The sequence below is a fragment of the Salipiger pentaromativorans genome, assembly GCF_024721115.1.
In the GTDB taxonomy this organism is placed as follows: domain Bacteria; phylum Pseudomonadota; class Alphaproteobacteria; order Rhodobacterales; family Rhodobacteraceae; genus Salipiger; species Salipiger pentaromativorans.
On record NZ_JAMDHK010000012.1, the window covers coordinates 126,290 to 148,545 of the forward strand.

Annotated in this window: 24 protein-coding genes; 9 read left to right on the forward strand and 15 right to left on the reverse strand. The window is 65.3% G+C overall.

Annotated elements, in window-relative coordinates; genetic code table 11:
- Nucleotides 1–14: 14 nt before the first annotated feature.
- Both M4578_RS17310 and regB read right to left on the reverse strand, forming a co-directional pair.
- Nucleotides 15–1,535, reverse strand: coding sequence for a PAS-domain containing protein (locus M4578_RS17310; protein WP_258094550.1), 1,521 nt, complete (start codon nucleotides 1,533–1,535; stop codon nucleotides 15–17).
- 91 nt (nucleotides 1,536–1,626) lie between these two features.
- On the reverse strand, nucleotides 1,627–3,021 hold the full coding sequence (gene regB / locus M4578_RS17315) for a sensor histidine kinase RegB (protein WP_258094551.1): 1,395 nt from the start codon (nucleotides 3,019–3,021) through the stop codon (nucleotides 1,627–1,629).
- Between the two features lie 85 nt (nucleotides 3,022–3,106).
- On the opposite strand from regB, the gene M4578_RS17320 reads away from it, so the two are divergent.
- Entirely contained in the window at nucleotides 3,107–3,727 is a 621-nt protein-coding gene (locus M4578_RS17320) for an SCO family protein (protein WP_258094552.1), read from the forward strand.
- Between the two features lie 79 nt (nucleotides 3,728–3,806).
- Nucleotides 3,807–4,361, forward strand: a complete 555-nt coding sequence (locus M4578_RS17325; RefSeq protein WP_258094553.1) for an ActR/PrrA/RegA family redox response regulator transcription factor — start codon at nucleotides 3,807–3,809, stop codon at nucleotides 4,359–4,361.
- Between the two features lie 98 nt (nucleotides 4,362–4,459).
- Here the strand turns inward: M4578_RS17325 and M4578_RS17330 are convergent, their stop codons facing one another.
- The 6 genes from M4578_RS17330 to M4578_RS17355 form a co-directional block, all read right to left on the reverse strand.
- Entirely contained in the window at nucleotides 4,460–4,879 is a 420-nt protein-coding gene (locus tag M4578_RS17330) for a GNAT family N-acetyltransferase (protein WP_338054568.1), read from the reverse strand.
- Nucleotides 4,880–4,928: 49 nt separating this feature from the next.
- Entirely contained in the window at nucleotides 4,929–5,414 is a 486-nt protein-coding gene (locus M4578_RS17335) for a GNAT family N-acetyltransferase (protein ID WP_258094555.1), read from the reverse strand.
- A complete protein-coding gene (locus tag M4578_RS17340) occupies nucleotides 5,411–6,004 on the reverse strand; it encodes an HD domain-containing protein (RefSeq protein ID WP_258094556.1) in 594 nt (197 codons plus the stop codon). Before M4578_RS17340 ends, M4578_RS17335 begins: the two co-directional genes overlap by 4 nt.
- Before the next feature lie 16 nt (nucleotides 6,005–6,020).
- Complete coding sequence (locus M4578_RS17345) at nucleotides 6,021–6,302, reverse strand: hypothetical protein (protein ID WP_258094557.1); 282 nt, start codon at nucleotides 6,300–6,302, stop codon at nucleotides 6,021–6,023.
- A 50-nt stretch (nucleotides 6,303–6,352) separates the two neighbouring features.
- On the reverse strand, nucleotides 6,353–6,565 hold the full coding sequence (locus tag M4578_RS17350; RefSeq protein ID WP_258094558.1) for a ribbon-helix-helix domain-containing protein: 213 nt from the start codon (nucleotides 6,563–6,565) through the stop codon (nucleotides 6,353–6,355).
- A 464-nt stretch (nucleotides 6,566–7,029) separates the two neighbouring features.
- Nucleotides 7,030–7,710, reverse strand: a complete 681-nt coding sequence (locus tag M4578_RS17355; RefSeq protein ID WP_258094559.1) for an FkbM family methyltransferase — start codon at nucleotides 7,708–7,710, stop codon at nucleotides 7,030–7,032.
- A gap of 123 nt (nucleotides 7,711–7,833) precedes the next feature.
- Between M4578_RS17355 and ahcY the strand changes: the two genes are divergently transcribed.
- The 3 genes from ahcY to M4578_RS17370 all read left to right on the forward strand — a co-directional run bounded on the left by ahcY (nucleotide 7,834) and on the right by M4578_RS17370 (nucleotide 11,860).
- On the forward strand, nucleotides 7,834–9,222 hold the full coding sequence (gene ahcY, locus M4578_RS17360) for an adenosylhomocysteinase (RefSeq protein WP_258094560.1): 1,389 nt from the start codon (nucleotides 7,834–7,836) through the stop codon (nucleotides 9,220–9,222).
- 159 nt (nucleotides 9,223–9,381) lie between these two features.
- Entirely contained in the window at nucleotides 9,382–10,350 is a 969-nt protein-coding gene (locus tag M4578_RS17365) for a ketopantoate reductase family protein (RefSeq protein ID WP_258094561.1), read from the forward strand.
- 160 nt (nucleotides 10,351–10,510) lie between these two features.
- Complete coding sequence (locus tag M4578_RS17370) at nucleotides 10,511–11,860, forward strand: esterase-like activity of phytase family protein (protein ID WP_258094562.1); 1,350 nt, start codon at nucleotides 10,511–10,513, stop codon at nucleotides 11,858–11,860.
- Between the two features lie 111 nt (nucleotides 11,861–11,971).
- Here M4578_RS17370 and M4578_RS17375 read toward each other — a convergent pair whose 3' ends face one another.
- Nucleotides 11,972–13,513 (reverse strand): alanine/glycine:cation symporter family protein, encoded by a 1,542-nt coding sequence (locus tag M4578_RS17375; RefSeq protein ID WP_258094563.1) that lies wholly within the window; start codon nucleotides 13,511–13,513, stop codon nucleotides 11,972–11,974.
- Nucleotides 13,514–13,531: 18 nt separating this feature from the next.
- Nucleotides 13,532–13,969: a universal stress protein gene (locus tag M4578_RS17380; protein WP_258094564.1), complete on the reverse strand. Its 438-nt coding sequence runs from the start codon at nucleotides 13,967–13,969 to the stop codon at nucleotides 13,532–13,534.
- 279 nt (nucleotides 13,970–14,248) lie between these two features.
- Between M4578_RS17380 and M4578_RS17385 the strand changes: the two genes are divergently transcribed.
- Nucleotides 14,249–14,590 carry a DUF2853 family protein gene (locus M4578_RS17385; protein ID WP_258094565.1) on the forward strand — a complete coding sequence of 114 codons (342 nt, stop codon included), beginning with the start codon at nucleotides 14,249–14,251 and terminating at the stop codon, nucleotides 14,588–14,590.
- A gap of 233 nt (nucleotides 14,591–14,823) precedes the next feature.
- Here the strand turns inward: M4578_RS17385 and M4578_RS17390 are convergent, their stop codons facing one another.
- The 5 genes from M4578_RS17390 to tsaD form a co-directional block, all read right to left on the reverse strand.
- The gene (locus M4578_RS17390; RefSeq protein WP_258094566.1) at nucleotides 14,824–15,216 is read right to left on the reverse strand and encodes a DUF1761 domain-containing protein; all 393 of its coding nucleotides are present in this window, start codon (nucleotides 15,214–15,216) and stop codon (nucleotides 14,824–14,826) included.
- Between the two features lie 125 nt (nucleotides 15,217–15,341).
- Nucleotides 15,342–15,761, reverse strand: a complete 420-nt coding sequence (locus M4578_RS17395) for an EVE domain-containing protein (RefSeq protein ID WP_258094567.1) — start codon at nucleotides 15,759–15,761, stop codon at nucleotides 15,342–15,344.
- A complete protein-coding gene (locus tag M4578_RS17400; RefSeq protein WP_258094568.1) occupies nucleotides 15,761–16,030 on the reverse strand; it encodes a YciI family protein in 270 nt (89 codons plus the stop codon). Before M4578_RS17400 ends, M4578_RS17395 begins: the two co-directional genes overlap by 1 nt.
- 2 nt (nucleotides 16,031–16,032) lie before the next feature.
- Nucleotides 16,033–16,995, reverse strand: coding sequence for an NAD(P)H-dependent glycerol-3-phosphate dehydrogenase (locus M4578_RS17405; RefSeq protein WP_258094569.1), 963 nt, complete (start codon nucleotides 16,993–16,995; stop codon nucleotides 16,033–16,035).
- Nucleotides 16,992–18,071 (reverse strand): tRNA (adenosine(37)-N6)-threonylcarbamoyltransferase complex transferase subunit TsaD, encoded by a 1,080-nt coding sequence (gene tsaD, locus M4578_RS17410; RefSeq protein ID WP_258094570.1) that lies wholly within the window; start codon nucleotides 18,069–18,071, stop codon nucleotides 16,992–16,994. Before tsaD ends, M4578_RS17405 begins: the two co-directional genes overlap by 4 nt.
- Before the next feature lie 72 nt (nucleotides 18,072–18,143).
- On the opposite strand from tsaD, the gene M4578_RS17415 reads away from it, so the two are divergent.
- From M4578_RS17415 to M4578_RS17425, 3 genes are read left to right on the forward strand one after another with little or no spacing between them, the layout of a single operon-like run.
- Entirely contained in the window at nucleotides 18,144–18,890 is a 747-nt protein-coding gene (locus M4578_RS17415; protein WP_258094571.1) for a uroporphyrinogen-III synthase, read from the forward strand.
- 25 nt (nucleotides 18,891–18,915) lie between these two features.
- Nucleotides 18,916–20,316 carry a COG4223 family protein gene (locus M4578_RS17420; protein WP_258094572.1) on the forward strand — a complete coding sequence of 467 codons (1,401 nt, stop codon included), beginning with the start codon at nucleotides 18,916–18,918 and terminating at the stop codon, nucleotides 20,314–20,316.
- A gap of 10 nt (nucleotides 20,317–20,326) precedes the next feature.
- Nucleotides 20,327–21,856, forward strand: coding sequence for a heme biosynthesis protein HemY (locus M4578_RS17425; RefSeq protein ID WP_258094573.1), 1,530 nt, complete (start codon nucleotides 20,327–20,329; stop codon nucleotides 21,854–21,856).
- Nucleotides 21,857–22,256 lie beyond the last annotated feature (400 nt).

The window sequence follows — 22,256 nt, forward strand, 5'->3', positions numbered from 1 at the left end:
CGGCGCAAGGGCGATCAGGCGCGGGCGGTTTGCATGTCCGGCTGACGGGCGGTCAGGGCGGGGATCTGGCCGAAGCGCACCAGCGTCGCACCGCCCGCCAGCGGTTCTGCCCGGCACAGCATGTGCTGCCCGGCGAGCGTTTCCAGCTCGGCATCCCAGGCGGCGCGGTCGCGCAGGGTCAGCACGAAGTCGCGCAGCTCGGCCCAGATCGGGCTGGGCTTGCAGGCGGCCTGCCAGTCGCGCGTGGCCTCGGCGATGCCGACCTCGGCAAAGGCGCTGTCCGGGTCCGTGCCCCAGAGCCGGCGATAAGCCTCGTTGCAGAAGGACAGCACGCCGAGCTGCGAGAACACCGCGACGCCGTCGTCGAGACAGTCGAGCACGGCCTGGCTGATCTCCATCTCCTGCCGGAAGCGGCGGGTGAGCGAAATCTCGGCGCTGATGTCCTCGAAGAGAAAGGCGACGCCGCCGTCCGGATGCGGCCGTCCGGTGATCTTGTAGGTCAGGCCCGACGGCAGGTTCCAGGTTTCGATATAAAGATCGCTGCTTGCGGCGGCGATGACATCGCTCAGCTTTTCGCACCAGCTCCGGTAGTTCTTGGGCTCGGGCATCATCTGCTTTTCGCGCAGCAGATCGAAGAAGCTCAGCAGATTGGGCCGGCTGCTGAGGAATTCCGCCGGCAGGCAGGTCAGGTCGATCAGCGCCGGGTTGAACAGGACAAGGCGCCGGTCCTTGTCGAAGACCGCCAGCGCGATGGGCAGATGCGCGAAGATGCGCGTGAGGGTCTGGAGAAAGTTGCGCTGCGTCGCCTCGGCATGAATCACCGCGTCGATGTTCTGGCCGAAATGCAGCCAGCCGTCGGGCACCCGGTAGGATTGCACCTCGTACCAGGATTGCGTGCCGTCCTCGCGCCGGCCGATGCTGGCGCGGGTGACATGCACGTCTTCGTCCGGGCCGGGGAGGATGCCGAAGGGCGGGGCGGTCTGGCCGGGAAGCCCGGCCTGGGCGCAGAGATCGGCAAAGCCGGCATTACTCCAGACCACCTGGCGGTCGGCATCGGTCTGCCAGATCGGCGCGGGGGCGCGGGCCATGACCCCGCGCAGCCGCGCGAGTTCGTGCTGGTCGGCGCGCAGGCGCAGTGATTCTCCGGTGCCGAGCGGCGGGCCGGAGAGAGTGACGCGCAGGCAGCGCCCCGCGGGGGTGAGGGTCAGCAGCGTTTCGGGATCGCCGAGCGCCGGCAGCACCGCAGGTTCGGCCGGCTGCCGGTCGGGCAGGGGCCCGAAGAACGGTTGCAGCGCGGCCGCGATCTCGGACCAGCCGAGCCGTTCGCAGGTGGAACAATCGAGCAGGCGCCGTGCCTGGAAGGTGGCGTCGGTGAGGACGCCGTCGGTGACCAGCATCTCGGTCTGCGTCCGCCCGGACGAGGGCGCGGCGGCCGGGCGTTTGTCACGGCCCGAAAACCACATAAGCCAGGCCCCGGAAAAGGCCGCCGCACCGGCGCCGAGGCCGGTGGCGAGTGCAATCACCGTATCTAACACACTGTCTGTCCCAAACAGATCGTTGTCCCCAGAGACCGGACTAGGCAGAGAAGGTTAATTTCGGGTTAAGCCGGGACAAAGGGCGTGGCTGTCAGATTTCGATGGGGCGGTTTTCCCCAAGCGGGGTGCCCGGCGCCGGGCGCGCCGGGACCACGCTGGCGCGCGGCCAGACGACCTCGACGATGGCGCCGCGGCGGGCGCCTTTTTCCGAGCCGATGAACGGATCGGCGCCATTGGCAAAGCTCAGCTCGGCGCCGCTGCGTTCCAGCAGCGTCTTGGCGATGAACAGCCCCAGCCCCATGCCTTCGTATTCGGGGCGCGTGCTGCGGTCGCTTTCGCTGCGGCGGCGGCGCATCAGCGGGTCGCCCAGCCGCCCGATGAGATGCGGCGGAAAGCCCTGACCGTCGTCCAGGATGCGGATGGTCACGGTTTCCGCGGTCCAGATCGCCTCGACCCAGACCTGGCTGCGGGCGAAATCCACTGCGTTCTGGATCAGGTTGCGCAGCCCGTGGATGATCTCGGGCCGGCGCAGGATCTGCGGTTGCAGCGGCTCGCCGCCGGGGCCGGGGCCGTCCTCGATCACGATCTGCTTGCCGCGGTTCTCATGCGGTTCGGCGGCTTCGCGGATCACCTCGGTCAGCGGCGCCTGGCGCAGATGCAGATCGTCTTTGCCGGCGCGGCCCATGCCGCGCAGGATGTCACGGCAGCGGTCGGCCTGGTCGCGGATCAGCCTGGCGTCTTCCTGCAATTCGGGCCGGTCGTCGAGATCCTCGATCAGCTCGGCCGAGGTCAGTTTGATGGTGGCCAGCGGCGTGCCCAGCTCATGCGCCGCCGCCGCGACCACGCCGCCCAGATCGTTCAGCTTCTGCGCCCGTGACAGCGCCATCTGCGTCGCCGTCAGCGCGTCGGACATGGCGTTCATCTCGCGGGTGATGCGGCGGGCGTAGACCGAGATGAACACCAACGCGATTGTGATCGCCGTCCATTGGCCGAAGATGAACACTTCGGGCAGGCGCAGGGTGACGCCGTCGAAGGTCCTCAGCGGCAGGTGAAAGAAGGCCATCACCGAGATCAGCACGAAGGCGGTGATGTTGAGAATGATGGTCGAGCGCAGCGACAGCACCGCCGCCGAGACCGTGACGGGCCCCAGCACCAGCAGCGAAAACGGGTTGTTCAGCCCGCCGGTCAGGAACAGCAGGAAGCAGAGTTGCAGCAGGTCGAACATGACCATGAGCGAGTTTTCGTTTTCCGACAGGCGTTTGTTCTCGGGGAAGATGAACATCGCCACGAGGTTGCCGATGATCGACACGCCCACCGCGAGATAGCAGAGCCCCAGCTCGAGCCGCAGGTCGTAAAGCTGCTGCGCCACCAGGATCGCGATGAGCTGGCCGCCGATGGCGACCCAGCGCAACAGGATCATGGTGCGCAGCCGGATGAAGTTGCCGCGCTGGTCCTCGCCCAGCAATCCCAGGTCGGTCTGGCTCATCTGCGCGCTTTCGTCCCTTGATCCTGCGTGGTCAATTGATAGGTCTGCGGGGTCTTTTACGCAATCAACTCCGGACCCGTTGCCCATGCGCTGGATTTTCGCCGCCGCCGCCGCCGTTCTCGCCCTGCTTCTGGGGGGGATCTGGTACGCCACCCGGCCCGGCGATCAGGCGGTGGACCCGTTCGCGCCCTGCCGCACGGCGGCCATTGCGGGCGGGGCCGAGCAGATCGGCGGGCCGTTCACGCTGGTCAATTCCGATGGCGAGACGGTGACTGACGCAGATGTGATCACCGGGCCGACGTTGCTGTATTTCGGCTATACCTTCTGCCCGGATGTCTGCCCGCTGGACACGGTGCGCAACGCCGATGCGGTGGATCTTCTCGAGGCGCAGGGCAAGATGGTGACGCCGGTCTTCATCTCGATCGACCCGGAGCGCGACACGCCCGAGGCGGTGGGCGATTTTGCCCATAACGTGCACGAGCGGATGATCGGGCTGACCGGCTCGCTCGAGCAGGTCAAGGCGGCGAGCCTGGCCTACCGGACCTATTACAAGAAGCAGCCCTCGGACGACGAGTTCTATCTGGTGGACCATTCCACCTTCACCTATCTGGTGCTGCCGGGGCACGGTTTTGTCGAATATTTCCGCCGCGATCTGCCGCCCGAGGCGCTTGCCGAGCGCGCGGCCTGCTTTATCGACCGGATGTAAGCGCTTTGGGCATTTGACCCCTTGGCCCCTGCGGGATATTACCGTCTTCCAGACGGTGAACGGGACCGGGGGGAAAATCGTGTCGGAACAGACGATCGAAGAGCTGGGCGACGACAGATCGCTGCTTCTTGTCGACGATGACGAGCCGTTCCTGCGGCGTCTAGCCAAAGCCATGGAAAAGCGCGGCTTCGAGGTCGAGACCGCCGGATCGGTCGCCGCCGGGAGTGCCATCGCCACGGCGCGTCCGCCCGCCTATGCGGTGGTCGATCTGCGGCTCGACGATGGCAACGGGCTCGACGTGGTCGAGGTGCTGCGCGAACGGCGCCCGGATTCCCGCGTGGTGGTGCTGACCGGCTATGGCGCGATTGCCACGGCGGTGGCCGCGGTCAAGATCGGCGCGACGGATTACCTGTCGAAGCCTGCGGACGCCACCGACATCACCAACGCGCTGCTGGCCAAGGGCGAGACGCTGCCGCCACCGCCGGAAAACCCGATGAGCGCCGACCGGGTGCGCTGGGAACACATCCAGCGGGTCTATGAGCTCTGCGACCGCAACGTGTCGGAAACCGCGCGGCGGCTGAACATGCACCGCCGCACGCTTCAGCGGATCCTGGCGAAGCGCTCGCCGCGCTGAAGTCCTCTCGCTCGTGGAGGGCGGCGGGGTGTTCCGCCGCCGTTGTGCCTGTGCGATGTCTCCGACGGGAGTATTTCACGGAAAGATGAAGAACGGTCTCAGGACAGGGTGAATTTCTTCATCACGGCACTGGGCGTTTGCCCGTAGCTCTGGAACCCCATCGCCTCGTAATAGGCCTGCCCGCCCGCATTCGCATGGCCGATGCTGGCGTCGATGGCGGGCAATCCGGCGTCTTTCGCGGCGCGATGACTGATTTCGAAGAGACGACGGCCGATGCCACGCCCGTTGTGGTTTGCATCCACATAGGTGCCGATGATGCCCCATCCGGGAGTCACACCATAGGGATTGCCGGTGCGGGCGCGTTTCAGAGACTGGAAGCCGATCACCTCTCCCCCGGCTTCGGCCAGAGTGCAGGCGATGCGGTCGGGGTTGTCGATATAGCGGGCCAGCACATCTTCGGGTGCGGAGGGGCGGGGGCTGTTCTTCGCTTTCAGGATCGCGGTGAGCAGACGGCTCATGCCGGTCGCGTCCTCCGGCGTCGCCGGGCGGATGCGCAACGGGGCGGTTTCAAAGATCATAGCGCTTCAGCACCTTGTCCACGACCTGACCGTTGCCCATCACATAGCCCCTGATCGCGCCGTAATCCTCGAAGCCGCGCGACTGGTAATAGATCAGCCCGCCCTCGTTGTCGGCGCGGATCTCGGCGTTGATCCAGGCATAGCCCGCGGCACGCGCGGCGGCCCTGGTGGCGTCGAACAGTTTCGAGCCGATGCCCAGCCCGGTCTTTCCCACGCGGGCGAATGTGGCGATCTGGCCGACGGTCGCGCCATGGTCGCGGTGCGGTTCGATCCACTGGAACCCCATCAGATGGCCGCCCGCATCCTCGGCCACATGCCAGATCGAGCACGGGTCGGCCTCCATCCAGCTTTGCAGATCCGCGCGGCTCACCGGGTCGGTAATCGCGGTGGTGCCGCCGATCGCGATGATCTCGTTCAGCAGTTCGGCCATGGGGCGGGCGTCGAGCGGTCCGGCACGGCGGGTGGTGATCGTCATGGCAGGCGCTCCAGCAGCGCCGCGTGGCGGGCGGTGAAATCGCGGCGCACCTCGACCGGCGGGCGCAGATGGATGTCGAGCCCCGCGATCACCTCGGGTGCCGGACGGCCGAAGAACTTCGTCGCCTCGGCCTCGGTAAAGCCCGCGATCTGCGTGGCCTCCATCCAGGCCGAGACCAGATCGGCCTTCTTGATCTGCTTTTTCAGCTTCGCAGACGTCAGGGCGGGCAGGCCGAAACGGATGTGGATCGCCGCCGAGAGCCGCTTGTCGAGCTCGCCATAGCTGGGCCCCACCGCCGCTTTCACCGGCGAAATCATGTCGCCGATCACGTATTCCGGCGCGTCGTGCAGCAGTGCGGTGAGCTGCTCCTGCGGGCGGGCTGTGGGGCAGAGGCGCGAGAACAGCGCCTCGACCAGCAGCGAATGTTCGGCCACGGAATAGGGATAATCGCCCTCGGTCTGGCCGTTCCAGCGGGCGACAAAGGCAAGCCCGTGGGCGATGTCCTCGATCTCGATATCCACCGGGGTCGGATCGAGCAGGTCGAGCCTGCGGCCCGAGAGCATCCGTTGCCAGGCGCGGGGTTGCTTCATAAGTTCGAGTATCGTCCTAGGATTGCTGGGTCGAAGGCCAAATCGCTCCTGCGACGAAGCCGAATAGAATCTTTAGAAGATCATAAAACCAAGCAGCCTTTGGATTTGTGCTGACCCCGGAGATGACGTCGTATGCGACGACGGTAATAGAGAACAGGGTTAGCACTATCACGATACCTATAGACAGGTAGAAAATAACCTGGCGTTGCTTGAGGTCGAATTTCTTTCGGCCCAACTCAGCATCGTCGAACGCGCGTGCGTCGCCTTCGCTGATGTTGATCGGTGTCTGATCTGCCATGAACTATCCTTCGGTCATCTCCGATGGGCAGCATTGCGCAAGACGGGTTTTTAGAACCCGATAAATTCACTCTTGGTTTCGTTATCGTCGCTCCATGCGCCAACGGTCATGCCGCGCTTGTCGCGAGCATCTCTTGCGTGAGCCAAAAGATTTATCGCCAGACGAAAGACTTCAGACTTTGGCTTACCCGTTTCTCGGGCGAGCTTTTCAATCTCTTCAGCGAGAGCTTTGTTTACATCAACCGTGAAGCGATACTTTTCCATTTTGATTCTCCGATAAAGGCGTGCTCCAGTACGGTCACAACCCTCCGACTCCCGATAGGGCGGGCTCCTCACAGAGCCGCCCTGACAACTCATACCTACTACAAATGTTCCACGAGTGCAAGATATTCATGAAATTTTACGGAAAAAGTAATGATGGAGAGCGGTGAGTTCTTCATATTATCTCGTCGCGCGCGCGCTGTATATGAAAGCTCGTCACCATGTGAGCGTCTAGTTGTCGACGGCCTTCTCCTGCTTTTCATAGCCGCTTGGCTAAGGGCTGCGACGGAACAGGAAGACTTATCGGTCGTTGATCTGGACAAGGCTCGATTTCGAAGCATGATCGCAGGGCCGGGCAACGCCCTCGAGCTTTTTGAAGACGAAGTGAGACTAAAGATAAGCCTAGTCTTCGATGAGCGTAAGTGTCAGCTGACATTAGAAGAGATCTCCCGGTACTAGATTGAGGCTCAGATCTCCATGGGCGTGCAGGCGTATACGAAATTGCCGTGCAGACGGCCGATCTTGCGATAGCCGAGGCCCCGGAAGGTGCGCTGCAGCCATTGCTCCTGCTTGAAATATTCCAGAATCAGGATCGGGGTCCAGCGGTGGATCAGGTGCCAGGCGCCGCGCAGGGCCTGTTTCTCGTGCCCCTCGACATCGAGTTGCAGGATCGAAACCTTGCGCGCCAGCGGCACGGTGAAATCCAGCATGAGCGCCTGCACCGGCTCGACGCCCTCGCCCTCCTCCTCGGTGAAATGCGACAGACCGCCCAGGCTTTTGCCCGTCGCGTCGCGGGTGCGGAAGAGGACCGTCTCGTCGCGGTTCGACAGCGCGGCGTTGGTCAGCGTGACGTTTTCCAGCCCGTTCAGCTCCACGGTCTTGCGGGCGGCGGCGTAATTGCCGGGGTTCGGCTCGAAGGCCCAGACCGTCCGGCCCTCGGCCATGGCCGAGGACAGCGCGGGCAGGAAATCGCCAAAGAACGTCCCGGCATGGATGATGTCGCCATCGCCCGCATGGGCGCGCATGAAGCGCAGCGTGTCGGGCTCATAGGCCTGGCCCGCAAGCACCGCCTTGGCGGCGGGCCGGGCCTCCAGCCCCTCGGGCACGCAATAGCGCCCGTATTCGTTCTCGGGATAGGACGTATCCACGTTTTCCACCGCGTTGCCTCGGGATTTATTGTTCTGTTTGGCAAGGATTCTGATGCACGTTGCCTGCCAAATCAAGGGATGCTACCCCGCATGCAACCCAGAGACAGGATCGGAGCGCCGGAAATGGCACAGGACTATATCGTCAAGGACATCGCGCTGGCCGGGTTCGGCCGCAAGGAACTGGACATCGCCGAAACCGAGATGCCGGGCCTGATGGCCTGCCGTGCCGAATTCGGCGAAGAAAAACCGCTGAAAGGCGCGCGCATCGTCGGCTCGCTGCATATGACGATCCAGACCGCCTGCCTGATCGAAACGCTGGTGGCGCTGGGCGCCGATGTGCGTTGGGCCTCCTGCAACATCTTCTCGACCCAGGACCACGCCGCCGCCGCCATCGCGGCGGGCGGCGTTCCGGTCTTTGCGGTCAAGGGGCAGAGCCTGGAAGAGCATTGGGATTATCTCGACCGCTCCTTCCAGTTCGAGGACGGCCCGAACATGATCCTCGACGATGGCGGCGACGCCACGCTTTATGTGCTGCTGGGCGCCCGCGCCGAGGCCGGGGAAGAGATCATCCCGGTGCCGCAATCCGAGGAAGAGACGGTGATCAAGGCGCAGATCGCCAAGCGCATGGCGGCGAGCCCCGGCTGGTTCACCAAGGTGCGCGACCAGATCATGGGCGTATCCGAAGAGACCACGACCGGCGTGCACCGCCTGTATGACCTGCAAAAGACCGGCCGTCTGCCCTTCCCGGCGATCAACGTGAACGACAGCGTCACCAAGTCGAAGTTCGACAACAAATACGGCTGCAAGGAATCGCTGGTCGACGGCATCCGCCGCGCCACCGATGTGATGATGGCGGGCAAGGTCGCCGTGGTCTGCGGCTATGGCGATGTGGGCAAGGGCTCGGCGGCGTCGCTGGCGGGCGCGGGCGCGCGTGTGAAAGTGACCGAGGCCGACCCGATCTGCGCGCTTCAGGCCGCCATGGACGGGTTCGAGGTGGTGCTGCTGGAAGAGGTTGTGTCCTCGGCGGATATCTTCATCACCACCACCGGCAACAAGGACGTGATCCGCATCGAGCATATGCGCGAGATGAAGGACATGGCCATCGTCGGCAATATCGGCCATTTCGACAACGAGATTCAGGTGGCCTCGCTGCGCAACCACAAATGGACCAATATCAAGGACCAGGTGGATATGATCGAGATGCCCTCGGGTGCGCGGATCATCCTGCTGTCCGAAGGCCGTCTGCTGAACCTCGGCAACGCCACCGGCCACCCTTCTTTCGTGATGTCGGCGAGCTTCACCAATCAGGTTCTGGCGCAGATCGAACTCTACAAGAACGGCGCGCAATACGAGAACAAGGTCTATATCCTGCCCAAGCATCTGGACGAAAAAGTCGCTCGGCTGCATCTCGACCGGATCGGGGTGAAGCTGACCAAGCTGTCGCCCGAGCAGGCCGCCTACATCGGTGTGACGCCGGAAGGGCCGTTCAAGCCCGAGCATTATCGCTATTGAGCGGAAGGTGGGCAGAATTGCCCACCCTACACGCCCTGCCCGTTGTGGCATCGTTTCACAAAACGCCCCGCTGGCTCAGCGGGGCGTTTTGCCGTCCGGGCCTTGCAATCGCCGGCGAATGGCGGTGCCTTGCGGCGGTCAGTACGGGAAGGACAGGATATGCGGATCATCATTCACGGGGTCGGCGCCATCGGCGGGGTTGTCGGCGCGGCGTTGATCGAGGCCGGGCAGGAGGTGCTGGGCATCGCGCGCGGGCGCATGCTTGAGGCGATCCGCGCGAAGGGGCTGACGATGATCAGCCCCAAGGGCCGGCTTGAGGTGGCGATGCCCTGCGTCGGACATCCCTCCGAGATCGCGTTCCGCCCCGACGATGTGGTGCTGCTCTGCGTGAAGGGGCAGGATACCGAGGCGGCGCTGCGCGACCTGCGCGCGGCGGGCATGACGGATCAGCCGCTTTTCTGCCTTCAGAACGGGGTGGCCAACGAGCGGCTGGCGTTGCGCTATTTCCCCAATGTGCATGGCGTCACTGTGATGATGCCCGCAACCTATCTGGAGCCGGGTGAGGTGATCACCCATGGCGCCCCCTGCTACGGGCTGTTCGAGATGGGGCGCTTTCCGGGCGGCGTTGATGCTGTGGACGAGGCCCTGGCGGCGGTTCTGACGCAGGCGAATATCGCCGCCTTCCCGATGCAGGCGGTGATGGAGTCGAAATACGGCAAACTGCTGATGAATCTCGGTAATATCGTCGATGCGCTGCTGCCGCAGGAGGCCGATCGCGCGCAGTTCACCGACCGGCTCAAGGCGGAGGCGATGGCGGTCTTCGAGGCGGCGGGGATCGCCTGGAGCGATGTCGGGCTCGACACGCCCCGGCGCAAGGAGTTCCTGCAGATCGTCGATATCGACGGTGCGCCCCGGGCGGGCAGCTCGACGCGGCAGAGCATCGCGCGGGGCGCGGGCAGCGTCGAGACCGATTACCTGAACGGTGAGATCGCGCTGCTGGGGCGGCTGCACGGGGTGCCCGCGCCGCTCAATGCAAGGCTGACCGGGGTCGCCGCCGCGATGGTGGCGCGTGGCGAGGGGGCCGGAGGGATGCGCGAGGCGGATCTGGAGGCGGTGTTCTCGCTCTGAGGCCGTGGTGTTTGTGGCGCGGAGGGATGCCTCCGGCGGGAGTATTTTTCGGAAAGATGAAAGGCAGGGGCACGTTACCAAAGTGACACGGCCCGGCCATGGGGGCGTTACCGTCGGGCGGTAGCAGCCGGTCATTCACTTGCATCAAGGGATGACTGCAATGCGTCTTTCGCTTTCCGTTTTCGCCATGGCTGCGGCGCTGTCCGCGCCGGCGCTCGCCGAAGAGATCTTTCCCGCCACGCTGGCGGGCCATGCCTATCTGCCGGCCCTGTCGCTGGTTGCGCCGCCGGCCGACGCGCCGCGCGATGCCTGGGTGTCGGGCAAATTCACCGGCGGGGCGCGCAACGATGTGCCGATGAGCGTCATGGGCAATGTGGGCAAAGGCTATGGCGGCCACGAGACCGGGATCGCGCTGCCCTTCATCGGCCAGCCGGTGCAGGGCATGTCGGGCTTTGCCATGACGCCCGCCGAGGACGGCAGCCTTTATACGCTGACCGACAACGGGTTCGGCAACAAACGCAACTCGCCTGACGCGCTGCTGTTCTTCCACCGCATGGCACCGGATTTCGAGGCGGGCACCGTCGCGCGCCGCGAGACGATCTTCCTGCGCGACCCCGATCACAAGGTGCCGTTCCGCATCGCCTATGAGGGCAGCGAGAGCCGCTATCTGACCGGCGCCGATTTCGACACCGAGTCGATTCAGGTGCTGGGCGACGAGGTCTTCATCGGTGACGAGTTCGGCCCCTACATCATCCGCGCCAGCCTCGACGGGGTGGTGAAAGAGGTCTACGCCACTCTGCTCGACGGGCAGGAACTGCACGGCCCCGATACCTACAGCGTCTATGTGCCCGCCAGCGCGGGCAGCGATTTCCAGGTGCAGCGGTCGGGCGGTTATGAGGGCATGGCGCTACAGCCGGGCACGGATCTGCTCTGGGCGATGCTGGAGAAACCGATCCTGCTCGACGGTGGCGAGACCGAGGGCCCCTTCCTGCGCGTGATCCAGTTCGATCCGAAAGCCGGCGACTGGACCGGCGAGAGCGTGAAATTCGCGCTGGCCGAGGGGGCGACCGCCATCGGCGATTTCAACTTCATCGACGAGACCCGCGCGCTGGTGATCGAGCGTGACAATGGCGAGGGCGACGCGGCGCTGGCCTGTGCCGAGGGCGTGACCGATACCTCGTCCTGCTATCCGCGTCCGGCGAAGGTGAAGAATATCGTTCTGGTGGATACGGCGGATGTCGATGCTGACGGTTTCATGCGCCGGATCGGCCATATCGACTTGATGAACATCGCCGATCCGGACGGCAAGGCCATCGCGGGCCTGGCGCCGGCGGAGGGGCCGTTCACCTTCCCCTTCTTCACCATCGAGGATGTGGTGCGGGTGGACGAGACTCATATCGTGGTCGCCAACGACAACAACCTGCCCTTCTCGGGCGGGCGCGAGATCGGCAAGGCCGCGCATAACGAGTTCATCCTGCTTTCGGTGCCGGAGCTGCTGGCGGCGAAGTAGGCCGGAAAAAAGGGTGGGCAGATTACCCACCCTACTTTGTGCGAGAGTTTGGGTTGCCGTGTTCGGACCCCGTAGGGTGGGCAATCTGCCCACCCCTCACCTATCGAGCGCTCAGGCGAAGCGCTTGATCTCGCCGGACTTGAGCCGCGCGCTGTAGCTCGTCAACTCGGCCTTCACGATGGGCATCAGGAAATAGAGCCCGATGATATTGATCAGCGCCATGGCGAAGATCGAGGCGTCCGAGAAGTCGATGACCGGCCCGAGATTCATCGCCGCGCCGATGACCACGAAGACGCAGAACAGCACCTTGAAGCTCAGCTCCTGCGCCTTGCCCTCGCCGAACATGTAGGTCCAGGCCTTGAGCCCGTAATAGCTCCACGAGATCATCGTCGAGAAGGCGAAGAGGATGACCGCGATGGCCAGCACATAGGGAAACCACGAGATCGCCGAGCCAAAGGCCGCCGAGGTCAGCGCCACGCCGGACACATCGCCCACCGTTTCCACCCGGCCCAGATCGGCGTTCCAGATGTAATTGCCGGTCTCCGGGTCGATCTGCATCACCCCGGTGATGATGATCACCAGCGCGGTCATGGTGCAGATCACCACCGTGTCGATGAAGGGTTCCAGCAGCGACACAAAGCCCTCGGTGATCGGCTCCTTGGTTTTCACCGCCGAGTGCGCGATGGCCGCCGAGCCGACACCCGCCTCGTTCGAGAAGGCCGCGCGCTTGAACCCCTGGATCAGCGCGCCGACCAGACCGCCCGCGACACCGGCGCCGGTGAAGGCGCCGTCGAAGACCTGTCCGAAGGCCCAGCCGATCTTGTCGAAGTTCATCAGGATCACGATCAGCGCCGTGCCGACATAGAGCACACCCATGAAGGGCACGACCTTTTCGGTCACCTGAGCGATGGATTTCAGACCCCCGACGATCACCGCAAAGACGATTCCCGCAAAGATCACGCCGGTGATCCAGCCGGGGTAATCGCCGACGATATTGGTGATCTGCGCATGCGCCTGATTGGCCTGGAACATATTGCCGCCGCCCAGCGCGCCGAAGACGCAGAAGATCGAGAAGACGATGGCCAGCCCCTTGCCCAGCCCGGCGAAACCGCGCTCGGCCATGCCTTTCGACAGGTAATACATCGGGCCGCCCGAGACCGAGCCGTCTTCGTATTCGTTGCGGAATTTCACGCCCAATGTGCATTCGGTGAATTTCGACGCCATCCCCATGAGCCCCGCGAGGATCATCCAGAACGTGGCGCCGGGCCCGCCGATGGAGACGGCGACCGCGACGCCCGCGATATTGCCGAGCCCCACCGTGCCCGAAAGCGCCGTGGCCAGCGCCTGGAAGTGGCTGACCTCGCCGGCATCGTCCGGGTCCGAATATTTGCCCGAGACCAGCGCGATGGAATGCGGGAAGGCGCGGAACTGCACGAAGGCGAAATAGAGGGTGAAGATCGTCGCCGCGATCACCAGCCAGAGCACGATCCAGGGGAACGAGGTGCCGGGGAAGGGCGAGAAGATAAAGCTCACGAAGGGGCCGGTGGCGGCGCCGATCACGCTGTTGATGGTTTCGTCGATGGAGGCCTGGGCCTGCGCGGCGCCCGAAAGCGCAAAGGCGGTGGCCAGGGATACGGTTTTTCTGTCAAACATTCCGGTACTCTCCTTGGCTCAGGGCACAATAACGGTGGGAACGGGGGCAATCTGGGCCAGACCGAGGGGCACCGAGCCAAAGACCCGTGCCGCCATGGAGTTGGATCCCGACCGACCCACGAAGATGACCGAGGCCTCGGCCTTTTTCGCCTCTTCCACGATCAGCTCGACGACCTGGCCGTAGCGGATCACGCCGTCGGCGGTCACGCCTGCGGCCTCGGCCTTTTGCAGCGCCGGGGCCATGACCACCTCGCGCGCGCGGGCGAGCTCCTGCTTTCGGCGCCCGTGGCGCTCTTCCAGCTCCTGGGGGGTAAGAAAGGAATAAGGCGACCATTCGAGGATATGAACCAGCAGCAGCCGGGCGTCTTCGGCCTTGGCGCGGGTGATGGCGTAATCGAGAACCCCCGGGTCGTCCGGTGCGCCTTCATAGGCCACGACGAATATCTCTGAACTCATTCGGACTGTCCCTTTTTGTCTTTATGTTCGGGTCTATTGGGCGAAATTGTTGCCCTGCGAATGACTCAATGCTCGGCGACAGTCGGCGAGTCTGTCACGAAAATTTTGCAGATCAGCACGAAATTGCCGGTTTCAGGCCCGGTTTTGCCTCTGCTGGGGAAAATGCGGCGATATTTATCTCTTTTTATCCCCAGCGGCGGCGGTAAAGTGCCTGTGATCGCGAGGCGCTCTCGCGAAACGAGCATGCGGGCGACACCCGCCAGATTGGGAGAACGGAACATGGGCAAGAGAGACGAACTGATCGCGAAATACGCTGCGGATCTGAGCGAAAAATGCGGCATGGAGCCGGATATGGGCCTGCTGACCAAGGTCACCATCGGCTGCGGCCCGGCGATCTACAACGACGATGCCTCGACCGTTGCCGCCACGCAGGAGAGCGAGCTGGAGACCGTCAAGACCAACTTCCTCATCAAGAAGCTGGGCCTCGCCGACGGTCCCGAGCTGATGGATGCGATCAATGCGGTGATCGAGACCTATGGCCGGTCCGAGCGCAACAAATATCGTGCGGTCGTCTATTACATGCTGGTCAAGCATTTCGGAAAAGAAGCGGTTTACGGCTGAACCGCGCTTCGGAGCCAAGAAGAAACGCCCGGTCTTAACCGGGCGTTTCTTTATTGGCACGGGGTTTTAGCTATTTGTGTTTTGCCAAAACCGGGGCGGGGGTTTATAACGGATGGGTGGCCAGAATGGCCGGAACCGGGTCGAACCGTGCGCAATGTGGGAGTTGCCGTGGGGTGAGAACGGGGTCCGGCAGCGGCCGGGCCCCGTCCATGCCCGTGCTCCTCAGTCGCCGCTCAGATCAGCGTCAGCACCAGCCCGATCACGCCACAGCCGAATGTCGCATAGCCACCGTCGATCAGTGTCAGCTTGAACGGGCGCATGCCGTAGGCGTTGTTGATCATGATCCAGGGTGCGATGAAGAACAGCCCGACCCCCAGTCCCGACACCAACCCGGCGCCCGCCGTGGCGATGCCTGCCATGCCGAAGATATGCCGCATCATGCCCGCCACCAGCAGCATCGCGAAAGCCGACAGCACGAAGGGCAGGGGGCTGCCGCCTTTCGGTTTGCCGGTCTCGTCGCAGTCGATGCCCGAGGCCTCGAGCCAAGGTTTCGACAGCGCCATATACCAGACGGCCCCGAACACCCAGCCAGCCGCCGCCGCGGCGAGTACGGACATTATGCCCATTCCGGTTCCTCCCTGTTCACGCGCAAGAACTCTTCCCGAGACAGAGGCGTTTGCCTACAGCGTTTCAAGGCCGCTCAGGCATTGGCCATGCGATGCGGAGAATAGAGAGGCCAGTTCCGATGGCCTCAGGGGTCGAGCCCCGCCAGATCGCAGATGATCTGCCACTCGTCCTCGCTCACCGGCTGCACGGACAGGCGCGAGTTTTTCACCAGAACCATCTCGGACAGGCGCGGATCGGTCTTGATCTCGTCCAGCGAGACAGGTCGCTTCGCCGCCTGCACGGCTTTGATGTCCACACATTCCCAGCGCGGATCATTGGCTTTGCTGTCGGGATGCGCCTCGGCGATCACCTCGACGATGCCGACCACGGATTTCTCCTTGAGCGAGTGGTAAAAGAACCCCCGGTCGCCCACCGCCATCTGGCGCATGAAGTTCCGCGCCTGATAATTGCGGACGCCGTCCCATTCCTCGCCCGCGTCGCCCTTGGCCACCTGATCCTCCCAGGACCAGGTTGAAGGCTCGGACTTGAACAGCCAGCGGGCCATCAGATGACCTTTTTCCAGGCCACCAGCTCGACGCTGTCGAAAAGCCCGGCCTTGGCATAGGGGTCGTTGTCGGCCCAGTCCTGCGCGGCCGCCATGTCGGCCACGTCGAGGATGACGAGGCTGCCGCACATCTCTCCGGCGTCGTCCAGCAGCGGTCCCGCCTGCGACACGACCCCGGTGGCCTTGAGATAGGCGAGGTGCTCCTCGCGGGTGTCCTTGCGGATCTGAAGGGCGCCGGGTTTGTCCTTGGCGATGAGAGCGACGAGCATGGTTATTCCTCCTTGAGCGGTCGTGAAAGCAGGTCCTGCAACACCTCGCCGACCGTAGCACGCTGTTCGACCAGCGCGGCAACAGCGGTGGAAATGGGCAGGGACAGAGACTGTTGTTGCGCAATCGCGGTGACGGCGCGGGCGGTGGCGGCGCCTTCGACGGTGACGCTTGCGTCGAAATTTTCGCCGCGCCCCAGTGCCTGGCCGAAGCGGTAGTTGCGCGACAGCTCCGACGTGCAGGTCAGTGCCAGATCGCCAAGCCCCGAAAGCCCGGCGAGCGTTTCCGGTTGGGCGCCGTAGAACACGGCAAAGCGGGTCATCTCGGCAAAGCCGCGCGTCATCAGCGCGGCCCGCGCGCTGTCGCCCAGGCCCGCGCCGATACAGGCGCCGCAGGCAATGGCCATGACGTTCTTGAGCGCCCCGCCCAGCTCGGCCCCGGCCACATCGGTGCTGCGGTAGAGCCGCAGCGTGGGGGTGGAGAGCGCATGCTGGAGCGTGTGGCCGATTTCGGGATCGGCGCAGGCCAGCGTCAGTGCGGTCGGCAGGCCGCGCGCGATGTCGGCGGCAAAGCTGGGGCCGGTGAGCACAGCGGGCACCGCCTGCGGTTTCGCCTGGGCGATCACATGCGAGGGGCCGGTGCCGGTGGCAAGGTCGATGCCCTTGCAGCAGGCCACGAGATGCTGGCCGTTCAGCGGGGCGGCGATGTCGTGCAGCAGCGCGGAGAGCGTCTGCATGGGCACGGCGAGCAGCAGGGTTTCCGCCTGCGCAACCGCCTCCAATTCAGCGGAGATCGTGATTTCGGGCGGCAATGCGATGCCGGGCAGGCGCGGTGCCTCGCGGGTCTTTTGCATCTCCGCCATGGTCTCGGCATTGCGGCCCCAGAGCGTGACGGGCTGTCCGGCCGAGGCCAGCGCAACGGCCAGCGCGGTGCCGAAGGCGCCAGCGCCAAGGATAGCGACGCTCATGCCTTGGCCCCTTTTTTCCCCGAGCCCAGCAAGGGGGCTGCGGCGCGGTCGAGCGGCCAGCGCGGGCGGGCGGCGAGCGTCATGTCGGCGGTCTCGCCCGCCGCCAGAAGCTCGGACCCGGCATAGGCGATCATCGCCGCGTTGTCGGTGCAAAGCGGCAGTGGCGGGGCGGTGAAACGCACCTCCTGCTCGGCGCAAAGCGTCTCTAACGCCGCCCGGATCGCCTTGTTCGCCGCGACACCGCCCGCGATGGCGAATGCGGGTTCGGCGGGGGTCTCGGCGAGATAAACTGCCAGCGCGCGGCGGGTCTTCTCGCGCAGCACGTCGCGCACGGCGGCCTGGAACCCGGCGCAAAGATCGGCGCGGTCGCTTTCGTGCAGCCCGCCCTGTCCGGCCACCAGCTTGTCGCGGGTGCGCAGCAGAGCGGTTTTCAGCCCCGAAAAGCTCAGGTCGCAGCCCTCGCGGTCGAGCAGCGGGCGGGGGAAGGCAAAGCGCCTCTCGTCGGCCCCTTGCGCGGCCTTCTCGACCGAGGGGCCGCCCGGCTGCGGCAGGCCCAGCAGGCGCGCGGTCTTGTCGAAGGCCTCGCCTGGGGCGTCGTCGATGGTGCCGCCGAGCCGGGTGAACTCCTGCGGGCCGCGCACGATCAGGAACTGGCAATGGCCGCCGGAGACCAGCAGCATCAGGTAAGGATAGGCCAGCCCGTCGGTCAGGCGCGGCGTCAGCGCGTGGCCCGCGAGGTGGTTCACCCCGACCAGCGGCTTGCCCAGCCCCGTCGCCAGCCCCTTGGCCAGCATCACCCCCGACAGCACCCCGCCGATCAGCCCCGGCCCGGCGGTGACCGCGATCGCATCGACCTCTGCCAGCGTCACACCGGCACGCGCGACGGCCTCTTCCACCGCAAGATCCAGCTTTTCCGCATGGGCGCGGGCGGCGATCTCGGGCACCACGCCGCCGAAGGCCGCGTGCAGCTCGGTCTGGCCCATGACCACCGAGGACAGGATCTCGTGCCCGCGCAGCACCGCGGCGGCGGTGTCGTCGCAGCTACTTTCCAGCCCGAGGATGATGGGATCCGGCATCGGCACGTCCGTTGCAAAGCTCTCCCCATGCAGCTACCACCACGACAACCGCCCCACAATGCCAGAGCGCCCATGGCCCCGACCCCGCCCATTCTGCTGCTGACCCGCCCGGAAGCGGCGTCGCGGCGGTTTCTGGCGGCGCTGTCGGAAGAGGGGGTCACCGGCTTCACGCCGGTGATCAGCCCGCTGATCGGGATCGAGATCACCGGGCCTTTGCCCGATCTGGCGGGGGTGCGGGGCGCGATCTTTACTTCCGCCAATGGCGTGCGGGCCTATGCGCAGCTCGGCGGCGGCGTGCTGCCGCTCTGCTATACGGTGGGTGAGGCCACGGCGCTGGCGGCGCGCGACGCGGGATTCGCCCCCCAAAGCGCCGATGGCACTGCCGATGCGCTGGTGGAGATGATCGAGAAAGCGGCGCCTGAAGGCCCGCTGATGCATCTGCACGGCACCCATGCCCGTGGCGATGTGGCGGGGCGGCTGACGCGCGCGGGCATCGAAACGCGCGATGCGGTGATCTATGACCAGCCTGCACAGGAATTGAGCGCCGGGGCCAAAGCGGCGCTGGATGGCGATGTGCCTGTGATTCTTCCCCTTTTCTCTCCGCGCAGTGCGGCGCAGTTTGCCCGCGCGCCGCAGGGACGCGCGCCGCTTTTCGTCGCAGCGATGAGCGGGGATGTGTCTGCGGCACTGGAGGCGCTATATGTGACTCGATTGGAAATTCCGGCACGGCCTGACGCAGCGCAAATGCGGTCGGTTGTGATTGGTTTACTCAGGGACTGCGGTGCGCTTGTAGAAGGCCGCAGGTCTGTGGAAGGTTAGACAGGCACGGAAAACGTGCCGAGGCATGAATTTGAAAGGGTGGAGCGTGGCCGACGAGAAAAAGCCAGTGGACGGCACCGAGGAGACCGCCGGGACGGATGAGGCGAAAACTCCCGACACCGAACTGACGCCGGAAACGGTCGCAGATGCGGTGGTGACCGAAGAGGACGACGCGGAAGCGCTCGGCCAGGACACCAGCGAAGACGATGTCGCGGCAGAGGGCCAGCCCGAGCCGGAGACGGATGAGGGCGAGGCTCCCGAAGAGGAGAGCACCGAACCTGTCGAGGATGAGCCCGCCGAGGAAGATGAGACAGCGTCTGACGAGGCGGTCGCCGCAGCCGAGGCAAAGCCCGAGGAAGAGACCCCGCCGCCTGCGCCCGAACCTGTCGAGCCCGCTGCGGCCCCGGTGGTTCAGGAGAAGATCGTCGAGCGCAAGGGCGGCTTTTTCCCGATGCTGCTGGGCGGCGTGGTCGCAGCGGCGCTGGGCTATGGCGCCTCGGCCTATCAGAGCGGCACGCTGCCGTTCCTGGGCGGCGGCGATGCGGATACGTTCGAGGCCGACACCACCGCCGCGCTGCAAAGCCAGGCGGGCGAGATCGAGACGCTGAAAGGTGCGGTTCAGGCGGCCAGCGACGCGGTCTCGGGCATCGACCTTTCCGGCCTGCAAAGCGCGGTGTCGGATCTGGGCGCGCGGCTCGACGCGGCTGGTGGCCAGATCGACGGGCTTTCCGCGCAGCTTGGCGATCTCGACACCCGGCTTGGCGCAATGGAGAAACGCCCCGTCGCCGAGGCGGTCTCGCCCGAGGCCATCGCCGCCTATGAGCGCGAGCTGGAAGATGTGCGCCAGGCCATCGCCACGCAGCGCCAGGAGGTCGAGCAGATGACCCGCCAGGCGCTGGAGGCCGAGGCGAATGCCCAGGATCAGGCGGCGCTGTCGAAGGCCCGCGCGGCGCTCTCCGAGGTGATGTCGGCGCTTACGAATGGCGCGCCTTATGCCGAGGCGCTGGGCGTGATCGCCGAAAACGGCACCGAGATTCCCGCCGCGCTCAGCGCCCCCGCCGCCGACGGCGTGCCGACGCTTGCGGCGCTGACCGAGGCCTTCCCGCCCGCCGCGCGCGAGGCGCTCTCGGCTGCCCGGCAAAGCGAGGCCGAGGCCGAGAGCGGCACGAACCGTCTGGCCACGTTCCTTGCCGATCAGCTTGGCGCCCGCTCGGTTACCGCGCGTGAGGGCGACAGCCCCGACGCGGTGCTCTCGCGTGCCGAGGCGGCGCTGCGAAGCGGCGATCTGGGGCAGACCCTGACCGAGCTCGAGGCGCTTCCGGAGGCGGCCGGGGGCCCGCTGTCGGCCTGGATTGCCGACGCGCAGGCCCGCGCCGGCGCAGTCGCGGCGGCCGAGGCCGTGGCGCAGGATTTGAACAAGGAATAAGGGTCGCAACATGCTTTGGTCACTTCTGAAGATCACTCTCTTCGTCGCCGCGGTGGCGGCTCTGACCCTTGGTGCCGGCTATATCATGGAGAGCCAGGGCGGCCTCCAGATCACCGCCGGCGGCTATGAGTTCAATCTCGGCCCGCTGCAATCGGTGATTGCCGCCGTCGTGCTGGTGATTGTGCTTTATGTGCTGTTCAAGCTGGTCTCGCTGCTGATCGCGGTGCTGAAATTCATCAATGGCGACGACACGGCGCTGTCGCGCTATTTCGACCGCAACCGCGAGCGCAAGGGCTATCAGGCGCTCTCCGAGGGGCTGCTGGCGCTGGCCTCGGGCGAGGGCAAGCTCGCCATGGCCAAGGCGCAGAAAGCCGACCGCTATCTGCACAAGCCGGGCCTCACCAACCTGCTGACCGCGCAGGCCGCCGAGATGACCGGCGACACGCGCAAGGCGGAAGAGGTCTATAAAAAGCTCATCACCGATGACGAGACGCGCTTTGTCGGCATTCGCGGCATGATGAAGCAGAAGCTCGCCAAGGGCGACACCGAGACGGCGCTGAAGCTCGCCGAGCGGGCCTTTGCGCTCAAGCCCAAGCATCCGGAGATCCAGGACACGCTGCTCCAGCTTCAGGCGCAGAAACACGATTGGCGCGGCGCGCGGCAAACGCTGTCGGCCAAGCTCAAGCACGGCGCCCTGCCGCGCGACGTGTTCAAGCGGCGCGACGCGGTGCTGGCGCTGTCGGAGGCAAAGGACATCTTCGCCGAGGACAAGCCCATCGAGGCCCGCGAGGCGGCCATCGCCTCGGCCAAGGGCTCGCCCGATCTCATTCCGGCGGCGGCCATGGCGGCTCGGTCCTATATCGCGCAGCAGCGGCCCAAGCTGGCGGTGCGCCTGCTGAAAAAGGCGTGGAGCGTGCAGCCTCATCCCGATCTCGCCGCCGCCTTCGCCGAGATCGCGCCGGAAGAGACACCGGCGGAGCGGATGAAGCGCTTCCGCACGCTGACGGCGATCAAGCCCGAACATCGCGAGACGCGGCTGCTGCGCGCCGAACTGGCGCTGGCGGCCGAGGATTTCCCCGAGGCGCGCCGTGCCGTGGGCGATCTGGTCGAGAAGGAGCCCGATGCCCGGGTGCTGACGGTGATGGCGGCGATCGCGCGCGGCGAGGGTGCGGGCGAGGCCGAGGTGCGCGGCTGGCTGGCCAAGGCGCTGGTGGCGCCGCGCGGGCCGCAATGGGTTTGCGACAACTGCAACCACATCCATGGCGAATGGGTGCCGGTCTGCGAGCATTGCGGCGGGTTCGACACGCTGAGCTGGACCGCGCCGCCGCAATCGGATGCGGTGCCGCCGGGGGCCGAAATGCTGCCGCTGATCGTCGGAGCCATCGAGGACAAGGCCGGCGAGGCCGAAATGCCCGAGCCCGAGGCGGAAATCGTCGAACCCGAGCCGCCCGCCGAAGAGAGCGCGGAGACGGCGCCCGAGCCGTCGGTGGAGGACGCCGAGGAGGTTTCGGAAGAGCCCGAGAAAGAACCGGCAAAGTAACGCTTTGCCACGGGCGGTCCCGGATTGCCGGGGCCGCCTTTGCGCTGTCTACCACTGATGGCCCTGTGTGCCGGCCCCGGCGGCGCGATCTTTCTTGGGGTCGAAGCCCCATCGCGGAAGCCGCCCTTTCGTGCGCTGCCGTCCGAGCGTTTTCCCGCCGCATCGGCCAGCGTGCGGCATGGTGCGTCGTTCCTATAGGTTCGGACAAGCCATCGAGACCAGGGTATTGGTTGCAGGCTTACGCCTGTATGGGTGCAGGCTGAGCGACCCGAGCCGTCCAGACATCGCTTTTGTCTCAGCCGAGAGCAGATTTCCTCCGGAGCGGGCGAAGGCCAAAGCTGCTTGGCTCATGCAGAGATTTTGCATGGGACGAGATGGCAGTATCGGGAAAAATCGGAGA